General features: G+C 71.2%; 13 protein-coding genes. 7 read left to right on the top strand and 6 right to left on the bottom strand.

What is annotated here, in order from left to right:
- Positions 1-54 precede the first annotated feature (54 nt).
- A complete protein-coding gene (locus tag KN815_RS14865; RefSeq protein ID WP_198267510.1) occupies positions 55-648 on the bottom strand; it encodes a biotin transporter BioY in 594 nt (197 codons plus the stop codon).
- A gap of 253 nt (positions 649-901) precedes the next feature.
- Between KN815_RS14865 and KN815_RS14860 the strand changes: the two genes are divergently transcribed.
- The gene (locus KN815_RS14860; RefSeq protein WP_216342415.1) at positions 902-2,338 is read left to right on the top strand and encodes an amino acid permease; all 1,437 of its coding nucleotides are present in this window, start codon (positions 902-904) and stop codon (positions 2,336-2,338) included.
- Here the strand turns inward: KN815_RS14860 and KN815_RS14855 are convergent, their stop codons facing one another.
- Together KN815_RS14855 and KN815_RS14850 are read right to left on the bottom strand one after the other, a co-directional pair.
- Entirely contained in the window at positions 2,339-4,540 is a 2,202-nt protein-coding gene (locus KN815_RS14855) for a tetratricopeptide repeat protein (RefSeq protein WP_216342414.1), read from the bottom strand.
- Positions 4,537-4,959 (bottom strand): hypothetical protein, encoded by a 423-nt coding sequence (locus KN815_RS14850; protein ID WP_216342413.1) that lies wholly within the window; start codon positions 4,957-4,959, stop codon positions 4,537-4,539. The genes KN815_RS14855 and KN815_RS14850 overlap by 4 nt, the downstream gene beginning before the upstream one ends.
- 181 nt (positions 4,960-5,140) lie before the next feature.
- On the opposite strand from KN815_RS14850, the gene KN815_RS14845 reads away from it, so the two are divergent.
- Entirely contained in the window at positions 5,141-5,782 is a 642-nt protein-coding gene (locus tag KN815_RS14845; RefSeq protein ID WP_216342412.1) for a superoxide dismutase, read from the top strand.
- A gap of 188 nt (positions 5,783-5,970) precedes the next feature.
- On the opposite strand, the gene KN815_RS14840 is transcribed toward KN815_RS14845, so the two are convergent.
- Positions 5,971-6,843, bottom strand: coding sequence for a tripartite tricarboxylate transporter permease (locus KN815_RS14840; RefSeq protein ID WP_253208976.1), 873 nt, complete (start codon positions 6,841-6,843; stop codon positions 5,971-5,973).
- 190 nt (positions 6,844-7,033) lie between these two features.
- Here KN815_RS14840 and KN815_RS14835 point away from each other — a divergent pair, with 190 nt between their 5' ends.
- Complete coding sequence (locus KN815_RS14835) at positions 7,034-7,279, top strand: hypothetical protein (protein WP_253208975.1); 246 nt, start codon at positions 7,034-7,036, stop codon at positions 7,277-7,279.
- A 141-nt stretch (positions 7,280-7,420) separates the two neighbouring features.
- On the opposite strand, the gene KN815_RS14830 is transcribed toward KN815_RS14835, so the two are convergent.
- Positions 7,421-8,893, bottom strand: coding sequence for an amino acid permease (locus KN815_RS14830; protein ID WP_216342411.1), 1,473 nt, complete (start codon positions 8,891-8,893; stop codon positions 7,421-7,423).
- Positions 8,894-9,074: 181 nt separating this feature from the next.
- Between KN815_RS14830 and KN815_RS14825 the strand changes: the two genes are divergently transcribed.
- Both KN815_RS14825 and KN815_RS14820 read left to right on the top strand, forming a co-directional pair.
- Positions 9,075-9,563 (top strand): ribose-5-phosphate isomerase, encoded by a 489-nt coding sequence (locus tag KN815_RS14825; RefSeq protein ID WP_014060711.1) that lies wholly within the window; start codon positions 9,075-9,077, stop codon positions 9,561-9,563.
- Positions 9,563-10,372, top strand: a complete 810-nt coding sequence (locus tag KN815_RS14820; protein WP_216342410.1) for an Fpg/Nei family DNA glycosylase — start codon at positions 9,563-9,565, stop codon at positions 10,370-10,372. Before KN815_RS14825 ends, KN815_RS14820 begins: the two co-directional genes overlap by 1 nt.
- A gap of 59 nt (positions 10,373-10,431) precedes the next feature.
- Here KN815_RS14820 and KN815_RS14815 read toward each other — a convergent pair whose 3' ends face one another.
- The gene (locus tag KN815_RS14815; RefSeq protein WP_216342409.1) at positions 10,432-11,664 is read right to left on the bottom strand and encodes a GNAT family N-acetyltransferase; all 1,233 of its coding nucleotides are present in this window, start codon (positions 11,662-11,664) and stop codon (positions 10,432-10,434) included.
- Between the two features lie 128 nt (positions 11,665-11,792).
- Here KN815_RS14815 and KN815_RS14810 point away from each other — a divergent pair, with 128 nt between their 5' ends.
- Positions 11,793-12,935: a PP2C family protein-serine/threonine phosphatase gene (locus KN815_RS14810; RefSeq protein WP_216342408.1), complete on the top strand. Its 1,143-nt coding sequence runs from the start codon at positions 11,793-11,795 to the stop codon at positions 12,933-12,935.
- Positions 12,936-13,098: 163 nt separating this feature from the next.
- A partial coding sequence (locus KN815_RS14805; protein WP_216342407.1) for an ABC transporter ATP-binding protein occupies positions 13,099-13,607 on the top strand: 509 nt, incomplete at its 3' end.

Raw genomic sequence — 13,607 nt, 5'->3', positions numbered from 1 at the left:
AGTGGCCATGCCCGGGCGCTGGGCCCGGGCGGCAGGCAGGGGGGGCAGGGGAGCTCAGCCCCGGCGGCCCACCAGCTTCCAGGCGGCCGGCAGCGCGCCCATCGCCAGCGCGGCCTTCAGCGCGTCCCCGATCAGGAACGGGGTGAGCCCGGCCGCGACCGCCTCGCCGAGGGAGATATGGGTGGCCAGCGCCAGGTACGGGACGCCCACGGCGTAGGTGACCGCCGAGCCGACCGCCATGGTGCCCGCGGTGCGCAGCACCCCGCGATCGCCGCCGCGCCGGGCCAGCGCGCCCACCACGGTCGCCGCCAGCAGCATGCCCAGCACATAGCCGAAGGACGGCATGGCGGCGCCTGAGCTGCCCTCGGCGAACCACGGCACACCGGCCATGCCGACCAGGGTGTACAGCGCCAGCGACAGGAAGCCGCGCCGGGCGCCCAGCGAGGTGCCCACCAGCAGGGCGGCGAACGTCTGGCCGGTCACCGGCACCGGCGAGCCGGGGACGGGCACCGAGAGCTGCGCGGCGAGACCGGTGAGCACGGCGCCCCCGATGACCAGCGCGGTGTCCCGGGCCAGGACGCGCCGGGCGGGAAAGACCGCGTCCGCGAGGACCGTACCGGGTGTGGCGGCGGCAGAAACCGTGCTCATCAGCGATGCTCCCAGGTCAGAGGGTGGATACCGGGACGCTAACGCAACGCGCGGGCCTGGGACACCATCGGATGACCACAAAGCCGGACGCATCGGCTTGGCGGCTTCTGGCAGATACACCCGATACGGAGCGTGACGCAGGTGTCCGATATCCAGAAAAGACTGGTCGCGATGTTGTCCTGACAGGACGCGGCCTTCACACTAGGGACGTTTTGCAGCCGCCCGCCCGCCGCGTAAGGGACAGAGAAGAAGAATGAACCGGACATCCGCGTCCTCCGGGCCATCCGGCACCGCCGAGGCCACCGGCGCGGGCGCGACCGCCACGCCACCGCTCTCCCATGGCCTCAAGCAGCGCCATCTGTCGATGATCGCCCTCGGGGGTGTGATCGGCGCCGGGCTGTTCGTCGGCTCAGGCGCCGGAATCGCCGCCGCCGGCCCCTCGATCGTGGTGGCCTATACGTTGTCCGGGCTGCTGGTGATGCTCGTGATGCGGATGCTCGGCGAGATGTCGGCGGCCAACCCGGCCTCCGGCTCGTTCTCCGTGCACGCCGAGCGGGCGATCGGGCCCTGGGCGGGGTTCACGGTCGGCTGGATGTTCTGGATCCTGCTGTGCGTGGGCATCGCCGCCGAGGCGATCGGCGCGGCCGGGATCATGGTCCAGTGGTTCCCGGGCACCGACTCCTGGATGTGGGTCGCCGTCTTCATGGCGATGTTCTGTGGCACGAACCTCGCCGCGGTCAGCAACTTCGGTGAGTTCGAGTTCTGGTTCGCCGCGCTGAAGATCGCCGCGATCACGATCTTCCTGGTCCTCGGCATACTCGCGATCCTCGGCGTCCTGCCGGGCACCGACGCCCCCGGCGGCTCCCATCTCACCGGTGACGGCGGCTTCCTCCCCAACGGGGTGAACGGCCTGGTCGTCGGCCTGCTGGCGTCCGTCTTCGCCTACGGCGGACTGGAGACGGTGACGATCGCGGCGGCCGAGTCCGAGAACCCGGTCAAGAGCGTCGCGGGCGCGGTGCGCACCGCGATGTGGCGCATCGCCCTCTTCTACGTCGGCTCGATGGTGGTCGTGGTCACGCTCATCCCGTGGAACGACAAGGCGCTGGTCACCGAGGGCCCGTACGTGGCCGTCCTCAACCACCTCGACATCCCCGCGGCCGGCGACATCATGAACGTGATCGTGCTGATCGCGCTGCTCTCCGCGATGAACGCCAACATCTACGGCGCCTCCCGCATGTCCTACTCCTTGGTCACCCGCGGCGAGGGCCCCGCCTTCCTGGGCCGGGTCACCGGCGGCGTCCCCCGCCTCACCGTGCTCGCCTCCTCCTTCTTCGGCTTCGTCGCCGTGCTGCTCAGCTACTGGTGGCCGGACACCATCTTCAAATGGCTGCTCAACATGGTCGGCGCCGCGGTCCTGGTCGTCTGGGGCTTCATCGCCGTCGCCCAACTGCGCATGCGCAGCCGCCTCCAGCGCGAGGCCCCGGAGAAGCTCGTGGTGAAGATGTGGCTCTTCCCGTACCTGACCTGGGTCGCCATGGCCGCCACGGTCGGCGTGCTGGTGCTGATGCTGCGCGAGAGCGACACCCGCAGCCAGCTCTACGCCACGGCCGTGATGGCGATCGCCCTCGCGATCATCGGCTACGTACGCCAGCGGATGTCGGTGGCCCGACAGGAGGCCGCTCAGGGCTGATCAGCGCTGGGATTGGCCTTCGGCTTGCCAACGGGCGAGGAGCGCCTGGTCGACAGCGACGGCTGGATGCTCCTCGCCCAAAATGCGGGTACGAGCTTCGACCAACCGCTGGAAGAGGTCTATCGCCTCTTCCCGCTTGCCCAACGCATGCGCGACGAAGCCGACGAGAAACGTCGCCGAGAGCGTCTGGGGGTGGTCGGCCCCCTGAACGCGGGTCCGGTCCGTCAGTGTGCGCCGCGCCACCGGCTCGGCTTCCGCGTACCGTCCGAACTCCTTGAGGCCGTAGCCCATCAGGTGTCGAGCGAGCAGAGTCGTGAGATGGCCCGGCGGCAGGGCGCGTTCGCATGCCTCGACCACCGAGCCCGCCTCCGCGTCGAAATCGTCCTCCTTGCGTAGCTCCGCGAGCACCTCCAGTAACTGCGCCCGGCTGGCCAGCGTCTCCGCGGCGTCCTCGCCGAGCACTCGTCGCTGGCCTTCGATCGCCCGGCGGAGCAGTTGTTCCGCCTCCTCGTCGCGGTCGAGAACGTCGAGCGGCTGATTCAGGCCGAAGCAACTGCGGAGGGTGTCCGGATGGTCGGGGCCGAGCACCCGCTCGCGGACTTCAAGCACCCTCCGATGTGTCGCCTCGGACTCGTGATAGCGCCCCATGCGGAGTAGTGCCCGTCCAAGCACGTCCTGCACGTCGAGGACCACGGGATGCTCCCCGCCCAGACTCCGCTCCGCCATGTCGGCAACAGCGCGGGACATGGCGAGCGCTCCGGCCCAGTCGCCGGCGTCAAGCACCTGACGTGCGGCATGCGCGGCCAACCGGGTGGCCGACTCCCCGGGGGCAGTACGCAACAGGCTGAAGGCGTGCGGTGTCAGCAGCCGCAATGTGGTCCGCGCCTCAGCCGACACGGAGCCCTCGGGCGGCAGCCCGACCTCCAGCAACCGCCCCGCCACCTCCGCCAGTGGCCCGCGCCCGCCCTCCGGAACCCCGGCGGCGACGCTGTCCAGCAGCACCCCGTGGGCCTGTACGCATCGGTGTCCGTCCGTCTCGACCATGCCGATCAGCGAGTGGTCGAGCAGCCCGCGCAGCGCGGGCTCGACCCGGTCCGCGGCGAGCGGCGGGTCGAGATGGCCGAGGTCCACTTCCCCCCGCGCCACCGGCATCAGCAGGGACAGCGGCACCGGGTCCGCCGCCCAGCAGGACAGCAGCCGTAGCAATGTGGTCGCCTCCGGCAGTCCCTGTCCGGCGAGGGCGTCCAGGGACAACTGCCAGGTGCGGCCGACGAGATGGCGGGACTGGCCGCTGCCGACCGCGCCCTGGTCGACCAGGGCCGTGGAGTCCTCGCTCAGCTTCCGGTCGTACTCGTCCATCGACCACGACTCCAGGAGTTGATGCGACAGATGCGAACCCGCCAGGGTCAGGGCCAGCGGCAGACAGCCCAGCCGTCGCGCCACCTTCTGCGCCGATTCGACGGTACCGGCGTCCGGCGCCAGATCGCAGAGGACCTGTGCCGCGTCGGCCTCCGGCAGCACCCCGACGGGGTGCCGTGCCGACCCGGTGCCCCGCCACAGCGGCGACGTCGCGTGCCGCGTGGTCACCAGGACCGTGCCGAGCGGGCTGGTGCGCAGCCAGCCGCCCTCCTCCAGGACCGTCGGGTCGTCGGCGTTGTCCAGGACCAGCAGCCAGCGCTGGGCGGAGTGGTCCAGGTAGTGCCAGACCAGGTCGGCGGCGGCACGCTGACCGCCGGCCGCGGCGGCCAGTTCGCCCGTGGTCGCACCCCGGTCGCCCGCCACGGCGAGCATGCCCGCGCGCAGGGAGATCCGCTCCGAGGCGTTCACCCAGAGCCCGATGCGTCCGTGGTCCCTTACGGCCTCCGTGAAGAGGGCGTGCGCCACCGCCGTCTTGCCGCAGCCGCCCAGGCCGTGCAGGACGTGAACGTCGCCACCGGGGCCGGTGACGGCGGCTCGGAGCCGCTCCATGAGGTCGGCGCGGTCCCGCAGGATGCCCGGTGTCCGCCCGACGAGCGGCACGCGTACGGAGTCGGGGACCGCCGCACCCTGGGGCGGCCGGGGGCCGACCGGCTGCGGCGCGAGGAGGGACCCGGTTCCGGCTCCGTAGTGGTGGTGGTGCTCCTGGATGTACTGGTCGCCGCCGGTCTGGAAGACGCGGCCCTGGCCGGACGCGCGGCCGTCGAGGGGGCCCGGCCCGCTCATCGCTCGGTGATGTGCTGGTCGCGGCCGGCCTGGTAGACCCGGCCGCTGCCGGATGCCTCGGCCGTCATATGGATCTCGCCGACGGCGGGTCGCTGATCGGGGAGGTGGGGGGTCAACTCGTCCAGGATGCGGCGCAGTTCGTCCGCCACCTCCGGCTGGGCCACCAGCAGCCGGCGCACCCGTCCCTGCCATTCGGCGGCCAGCTCCGCCTCGGAGTCCTCGTCGCCCGTCTCGCGCGCGAGCAGCAGATCGGCGCGGCTCGCCTCGTACTCCTCGCCGATGCCGCCGGCTCTGGCGGGCTGGAACCTCTGCCAGAGCGAGACGAGGCCGTCTCTGGCCGACTCCCAGGCGGTGGTGGCCATCAACGTGACCATGGTGGTGCCCGCCGTCCTGGCGAGATCGGCGATCTGCGGATCCATGCCCTCCCCCTTCGAGCGACCTTTGATCATAGGTCCGCCGTTCGCCCCGCGCATGGATCAGATCAGGCCACTCCCGGCCCACGGCATCGCCCGGCCGGTCCGCATGCGGTGGCGGAAAACGCTCTTGCTGCTAGCGTGTACTTGCAAGTCAATTGCAATAACGCGGTCCGAAGGGCTTCGCATGGCCATCTACACACTTCCTGAACTTCCGTACGACTACTCGGCGCTGGCCCCGGTCATCAGCCCCGAGATCATCGAGCTGCACCACGACAAGCACCACGCCGCGTACGTCAAGGGCGCGAACGACACGATGGAGCAGCTCGCGGAGGCGCGGGACAAGGATCAGTGGGGCTCGATCAACGGGCTCGAGAAGAACTTGGCCTTCCATCTGTCCGGCCACATCCTGCACAGCATCTACTGGCACAACATGACCGGTGACGGCGGCGGCGAGCCGCTGGAGAGGGACGGGGTCGGCGAGCTGGCCGACGCCATCGCCGAGCACTTCGGCTCCTACGCGGGCTTCAAGGCGCAGCTCACCAAGGCCGCCGCCACCACCCAGGGCTCGGGCTGGGGCGTGCTGGCGTACGAGCCGGTCAGCGGGCGGCTGGTGGTCGAGCAGGTCTACGACCACCAGGGGAACGTGGGGCAGGGCTCGGTGCCGATCCTGGTCTTCGACGCCTGGGAGCACGCCTTCTATCTCCAGTACAAGAACCAGAAGGTGGACTTCATCGAGGCCATGTGGCAGGTCGTCAACTGGCAGGACGTGGCGCGCCGTTACACGGCCGCCAAGGAGCGCGCCCACAACCTGCTGCTGGCCCCGTAACCCGGAGCGCCCACCAGACCACCTGCTTGCGTGATCGTCTTCTCACCGAACACCGGGCAGGCGGAAAAGGGGCCCCCGCGCGGTCGACTCGCGCGGGGGCCCTGCCGTTGGTGGTCAGCCCGCCGTCTCCGGCTCGCGTCCCCGCGTCCGGCGGATCGCGCGTGCGGCCATCGGGCCGACCAGGGCGATCAGCGACAGGCACAGGATCCCGGCGGAGAGCGGGCGGGTGAAGAAGATCGTCCAGTCGCCCCGGCCGTCGCGGAGGTGGGGATGCCCAGCGTCAGCAGGGGCATCAGCACCCCGGAGAACGCGGCGTTGTTGGCGGCCTCGGGGCCCGCCACCCCCTCGATGGCGCCCTTGCCGAACTGCTTCTTGTGCCGGGACAGCCGCTTCTCCACGTTGTAGCTCAGGAATGTGGGTATCTCCGCGCCGCCCGCGGGCAGGGCGCCGATCGGCAGGCCGGTCGCCGTGCCCCGCAGCCATGGCTTCCAGGACCGCCGCCAGTCCTCGGGGCTCATTGCGATCCCGCCGCCCACCGGGAGGACCCGCTCCTCGGGCGCCCGCCGCAGCCGGGCCGCGGTGTAGAGCGTCTCCCCGATCGCGAAGAGCCCGACGGCGACGGCCACGATCTGGATCCCGTCGTACAGCTCCGGCACCCCGAAGGTGTAGCGCGCCTGGCCGGTGAGGCTGTCGATGCCGACGAGCCCGATGGCCAGGCCCAGGAAGAGGCTGCACAGCCCGCGCGCCGGGGCGTCGGCCACGACCGCGGTGACCGTGGCGAAGGCGAGGATCATCACGGCGAAGTACTCGGCGGGCTGGATCTTCTCGGCGATCTGCGCCATGGCCGGGCCCGCGAAGGTGATCCCGACGGTGGAGATCGTGCCCGCCACGAACGAGCCGATGGCGGCCGTGGCGAGCGCGGCCACCCGCGGCCCCCAGAGCGGCCCCTCCGGCGGGGCGGCGCCGCCGGGCGCGGCGGCCTCCGCTTCCGGGCGCACCGCCTCGTCCCGCGCGCTCACCGCCTCATCCGGCGCGCTCACCGTCTCGTCCCGCGCGCTCATGAGCCGAGCCCCACGGACGTGAGCGCCTGGCCGACCTGGCGCTGCTGCTTGTCGATCAGGGCGCCGTACGTCTTCCCCGGCCACCACGCTGATCGATCCCGACCGCGAGTGGTGGCTGGGCACGGCGGGGTTCGAGGAGCGCTTCGGGGCGCCGCTGCGGCTGGCGGAGATCCGTAAGGTGCCCGTGCATATGGCGGTCGGGGCGGAGGACACCGAGACCTGGGAGATCAACAACCCCGGTGACTCCAACTGGATGGACGGCGCCGACGCCGTCGGCCGCACCCGCGTGGAGCGCATCACCGCGCTGCGGGACAACTACACCGCGCTGGGCATCGACGTCACGCTCGACATCGTGCCCGGCGTCGGGCACCGGGGCATGAGGGTGCTGGACGTGGTCCGGGCCTTCGCGGAGCGGGTCCTTCCGCGCGTCGTCTGAGCCCGGCACAACTCCCGTACCCAGCCCCCTGCGACAGCCTCCGTACGCAGCCCACCGGCCCCGGCCCCGGACACGGCTGTGCCCCCGGGCGGCGGTCGGTACACCGTCGCCCAGGGGCACAGGGCATTCAGCGGAGCGCCGCTACGGGGCCGCCGTCTCCTTGGCCGAGGCGTCGGAGGAGGCGGCCGGGTCGGGGCCGCGGCCGGCGGCGAGGCGGTCCCGGACCAGGGCGAAGGCCACCACGAGCGCGGCCACCAGCGCGGAGAGGATCACCTGCTCGCGCCCGTCCTTGTCGGTGAGCATATAGACCAGGACGAACGAGATCATCGCGATCGTGGCCCAGGTCAGATACGGGAACAGCCACATCCGGACGATCAGCTTCTCGGGGTTCTCGCGCAGGATGATCCCGCGCATCCGCAGTTGGCTGAAGCAGATCACCAGCCAGACGAAGAGCGCGACCGCACCCGAGGAGTTCAGCAGGAAGGTGAAGACCGTGTCCGGCCACTGGTAGTTGAACCAGACCGCGACGAAGCCGAAGACGACCGAACCGAGGATCGCGGCCGCCGGCACGCCACGGCCGTTGGTGCGGGCGAAGGCCGCCGGGGCGTCGCCGCGCTGGCCGAGCGAGAAGGCCATGCGGGAGGCGGTGTAGAGGCCGGAGTTCAGACACGAGAGCACGGCGGTCAGCACGATCACGTTCATGATGTCGCCGGCGTGCGGGATGCCGATCGAGTTCAGCGCCGCGACATAGCTGCCGTCGTCGGCGATCGCCTTGGAGTCCCAGGGCAGCAGCGTGACCACGACGAAGATCGAGCCCAGGTAGAAGACCGCGATACGCCAGATCACGCTGTTGGTGGCCTTGGTGACCGCCCGCTGCGGGTCCTCGGACTCACCGGCCGCGAGGGTGACGATCTCGCTGCCCATGAAGGAGAAGACCACCAGCAGCACACCGGTGAGGATGGCGCCCGGCCCGTTCGGCAGGAAGCCGCCGTGATCGGTGAGGTGGGCCAGGCCCGCGCCCTCGTTGTCCGAATGCGGCAGCACCCCGAAGACCGCGAGCCCGCCGACCACGATGAACGCGGCGATCGCCACGACCTTGATCCCGGCGAACCAGAACTCGAACTCACCGTAGGAGCCGACCGAGACCAGGTTGGTCGCGGTGAGCACCACCATGACGATCAGCGCCCAGCCCCACTGCGGGACCGCCGGCCACCAGCCCTCCAGGATCTTGGCGCCGGCGGTGGCCTCGACCGCCAGCACCACGACCCAGAAGAACCAGTACAGCCAGCCGATGGAGAAACCGGCCCAGCGGCCGAGCGCCCGGTCGGCGTAGGCGGAGAAGGAGCCGGAGGTGGGATTGGCGGCGGACATCTCGCCGAGCATCCGCATGACGAAGACGACCATGAGGCCGACCAGCGCATACGAGACAAGGATGCCGGGACCGGCCTTCGCGATACCCGCGCTGGAGCCGACGAACAGACCGGCGCCGATCACTCCGCCGATCGCGATCATCGACAGATGACGGTTCTTGAGCCCCGCCTTGAGGCCGTCGGGCGAGCCCGGATCGCCGGGAGCCCGCTGCTGCTCCGGCGTGGTCGCAGGTTGTGCGCTCATGTGCTGGATTCCTTTGCTCTCGCGTTAGGAGCGACGCCAGTGAATCTCAGGAGGTCCGCCAGTAGAACCTTTGATTCCAGATTGTTACTTGAGGTTTTCATGAGGTTCCTTGGTGCTACAGAGGTTTGTGCGACGCCTACCCGGGGCGGCGGGGGCCACACGGCCATGACACACTCGGAATATGCGCGTGTACCTCGGCTCGGATCATGCCGGTTTCGAATTCAAGAACCACCTCGTGGAGTGGCTCAACGCGGCCGGCCACGAGCCCGTCGACTGCGGCCCGCACGTCTACGACTCGCAGGACGACTACCCGCCGTTCTGCCTGCGCGCCGCGGAGCGGACCGCCGCCGATCCCGAGAGCCTCGGCATCGTCATCGGCGGATCCGGTAATGGTGAGCAGATCGCGGCGAACAAGGTCAAGGGGGTGCGCGCGGCACTCGCCTGGAGCGAGCAGACCGCGGCCCTCGGCCGTGAGCACAACAACGCCAATGTGATCAGCGTCGGCGCCCGGATGCACACCCAGGACGAGGCGACCAAGTTCGTCGAGATCTTCCTGAACACCCCGTACTCGGGCGAGGAGCGGCACACCCGCCGTATCGAGATGCTCAGCGCCTACGAGACCACCGGCGAGCTGCCGCCCATCCCGGCCCACCATCCGCAAGGCGACTGATGCCCGAAGGGCACACGATCCACCGGCTGGCCGCCGACCACCTCGAGACCTTCGGCGGCCGGCCCGTCCGGGCCACCAGCCCACAGGGGAAGTTCGCCGACGGCGCCGGGCTGATCGACGGCCGGCCGCTGCACCATGCCGAGGCCCACGGCAAGCATCTCTTCCTGGACTTCGCGGCCACCGGCTGGGTCCATGTCCACCTCGGGCTCTTCGGCACGTACGCCGTCGGCCCGGCCCCCGCACCGCCCGCCACCGACACCGTCCGGCTGCGGCTGGCGAACCCCGGGGGCTACGCGGATCTGCGCGGCCCGACCGCCTGCGCGCTGATCACCGACGGGGAGAAGCAGGCGATCCACGACCGGCTGGGCCCCGATCCGCTGCGCCCGGCGGACGACGGCGAGCGGGCCTGGACCCGGATCTCCCGCAGCCGGGTCAGCGTGGCCGCGCTGCTCATGGACCAGAAGGTGATCTCCGGCGTGGGGAACGTCTACCGCGCCGAGGTGCTCTTCCGGCATGGCATCGACCCCTACCGGCCCGGCCGGGCGCTGACCCGCGCCGAATGGGACGCGATCTGGGCCGATCTGGTGGCGCTGATGCGCGAGGGGGTGCGGAACAACCGGATCGACACGGTCCGCCCCGAGCACACCCCCGAGGCGATGGGCCGCCCGCCGCGCGTGGACGACCACGGCGGCGAGGTCTATGTCTACCGGCGGGCCGGACAGCCCTGCCATGTCTGCGGTGGCGAGATCCGCGCCGCCGATCTCGCCGCCCGCAACCTCTTCTGGTGCCCTGACTGCCAGCGGCCGTAAGGCCCGCATCCGCCGCCCTGGAACTGCCCTGGAGCCGCCCCGAAGCCGCCCCCAAGCCGTCAGAAGCCGTGGGGCAGCCATGGGGCGACCGGGGAGGCGAAGGCCGTCGCGGCCTCCGTAAGGGCGCCCTGGCGGACCTCCTCGACGCGTCCCGCACCCGCCAGCGCGGTCAGCGAGACCCCGCCGAGATACGCCGCCCCCAGCTCCCGTACGCCCAGCCGGAGATCCGGAGCGTCCTGCGTGCGCTCGCAGGAGGCGCCCTTGGCGTCGCCGCTCAGCCGCCAGCGCCCCTCGTTCCACGGGCAGAAGGGGTCCGTGACCTCCAGGACGGCGTCCACCGGGGTCGGGTACGTCCGCCTCTCGAGCGCGGCCCCCACATCCACCAGGCGGACGTACAGCGAGTCGCGCAGCTTTACGGCGCACCGCCGGATGTCCGAGACCAGGTGCTGCCACGGATCGTCGACCGGGCGGGAGCCGGTCCGGATCACCGAGGTCAGGTCGAGTTCGAAGAGCAGCCGCCACAGGGCCGCGTAGGAGGCCGGGTCCAGGGCCTCCAGATCGTGCAGGATGACCATGCCCTTCGGCCCGGCCAGCTCCCAGTCGGGCTTGACCGCGAAGCGTACGAAGCCGCTGACCTCGCCGCCCGACTCGGCCAGCACACAGCGCAGCGGGGACGCGCCCTCGCGCTCGCCCGGCGGGTCCAGCAGCGGCAGCCGCTCCCAGCCGGGGCGCCGCTCCAGCATGCCCGGCCGGGCGGACACCCGCCGGGCGTAGACGGCCTCGCACGCCTCGACGGCCGACTCCAGGGGCACCGCGCGCAGCCGTACGTCGTCGGTGCCCTCGGGGACGGTCAGCCGCACCTGGGTGGTGTCGATCTCGGCGTAGGCGTTCTGGGTGGCGGCGCCGTACCCGAACCGTCCGTAGATGTCCGGTTCCGATGCGGTCAGAACGGCCAGCGGCTCATCCCCTGCCGCACGTATGTCGTCCAACTGCCGCCGCATCATGCTCCGCAGCACTCCGCGCCGCCGGTGGGTGGCCTGCACGCTCACCATCGTGACGCCTGCCGCGGGGACGATCGCCCCGCCGGGAACCGACAGCCGGAAGCTGAACAGCCCCGCCGTGCCGACGATGTCGGCGCCGTCCCACACGCCGATCGAGCGCTCGCATTCGGTCAACTCCCTCCAGAGCGCCGATTCCTCCGGCGCTTCGGGAACTCCTCCGAATGCGAGTACCAGTTTTCCGTACCAATCATCCCAAAGCGATGGGTCGAGCACACGTAGCTCAGTCCTCATATTCCCATCCCTAGCAGCCGTTTCCCGTACACGCGAACGAATTTCGCTTACTATTGCCCCCCTGGCTGGGTGGTTCAACGCGCCACGAATCGACGCGCGTCCGAACGGGTGGGTAGGGTCCCGATGCAATGACTGGCCGCGTGGACACTCCGTGGGCCCGGATGCGCAGAGCTCTGCACCGGGCTCGCACAGGCGTGCGCAAAGCCGGAGTCGACTATTTCCGCGGCGAGGGCTCCGACCGGCTCGCCCTCAGCGCGCTGCTCCTCGGCATCCCCGCCATCGCCGGCGGCACCATCGCCCAGCCCGACTGGTGCTCCCCGTCCGCCCTCGTCCTGCCCATCGTCGCGGGCGGGCTGCTGCTGCGCCCCGCCAGCCTGCTCGCCCTCTACGCGGCGGCCGCCACGGCCCTGATCGTGGAGTCCGCCGTGCTCGGCCCGTACACCGAGGAGGACGCCTCCTCCCGGGTCACCCCCGGCACCATCCTGGTCGTCGCCGCCGTGGGCTTCTTCGGCCTGCTGATCGCCCAGTTCCGCAGCCGGGTCGGGGTGCCCTGGCGGCGCGGCGGCACCATGCTCTTCGACCTGCGCGAGCGCATCCGCGTCCAGAGCAAGCTGCCCGGTCTGCCGCGCGGCTGGCACCGCGAGATGGCGCTGCGCCCGGCCGGTGGACAGTCCTTCTCCGGTGACTTCGTCGTCGCCGCCCGCACCGGCGGCGGCCGCACCCTCGAGGTCGTCCTCACCGACGTCTCCGGCAAGGGCATGGACGCCGCCTCGCGCGCCCTGCTGCTCTCCGGTGCCTTCGGCGGCCTGCTCGGCTCCCTGCCCCCGCACGGCTTCCTCCCGGCCGCCAACGGCTATCTCCTGCGCCAGGACTGGGACGAGGGCTTCGCCACCTCCATCCATCTCGTCCTCGACCTCGACAGCGGCGACTTCGAGCTGTTCTCCGCCGGACATCTGCCCGCGCTCCAGTTGAGCGCGGGCACCGGCAAGTGGGAGGAGAAGTCCGCCGACGGCCCGCTGCTGGGCGTCTACGACGGCGCCCAGTTCGACCCCACCAAGGGCACCCTGCGCCCCGGCGACGTCCTGATGCTCTTCACCGACGGCCTCGTCGAGACCGCCGACCGGGACATCAGCGAAGGCATCGACCGCCTTACCGGCGAGGCGGACCGCTACGTGGGCTCCGGCTTCCACGGCGCGGCCTGGCATCTGATCGAGACGGTCGCGAAGGACGTCAACGACGACCGCGCCCTGCTGCTGATCTGCCGCCAGTAGCCGCACCTTTCCCGCCCGACCGCCCGCCCGCCGGCGCCCGCCCGCGAGGCCCTGGCGGGGGTTAACCCCACCCCGGATACGCCGGTCGCCGTCATGGCTGCCAAGGGGCCGCGATCCGTAGGTTCGAGGGGAATCGGGCGAACTCCTCGGAAGGGTCACCACCATGCGGCTGCGCAAGCGGCGAGAGACGGCGGCACCGGCGCCGCAGCACGACGCCCATGCCATCGAACTCCACGGCATCCAGCGCCGCTACGGCCGTGGTCGCACCGCCGTCCACGCCCTGCGCGGCATCGACCTCGCCCTTCCGCGCGGCAGCTTCACCGCCGTCATGGGCCCCTCGGGCTGCGGCAAGTCGACGTTCCTCCAGTGCGCCGCGGGGCTCGACCGGCCGACCGCGGGGTCCGTGCGGCTCGGTGGCACCGAAATCACCGGAATGAGTGAGAACAAGCTCACCGCGCTGCGCCGCGCCCGCCTCGGGTTCGTCTTCCAGTCCTTCAACCTCCTCCCCTCCCTGACCGTCGAGCAGAACGTGCTGCTCCCGATGCGGCTCGCGGGCGCCCGCCCCGACCGCCACCGGGCCCGTGAGGTGCTCGCCCAGGTCGGGCTGGGGGAGCAGACCAGGCGGCGGCCCGGTGAGCTCTCCGGCGGCCAGCAGCAGCGGGTGGCCATCGC

It is taken from the genome of Streptomyces niphimycinicus, assembly GCF_018883605.1.
In the GTDB taxonomy this organism is placed as follows: domain Bacteria; phylum Actinomycetota; class Actinomycetes; order Streptomycetales; family Streptomycetaceae; genus Streptomyces; species Streptomyces niphimycinicus.
The sequence above is the reverse complement of the archived record's forward strand: the minus strand, read 5'-3'. Positions and strand labels throughout refer to the sequence as shown.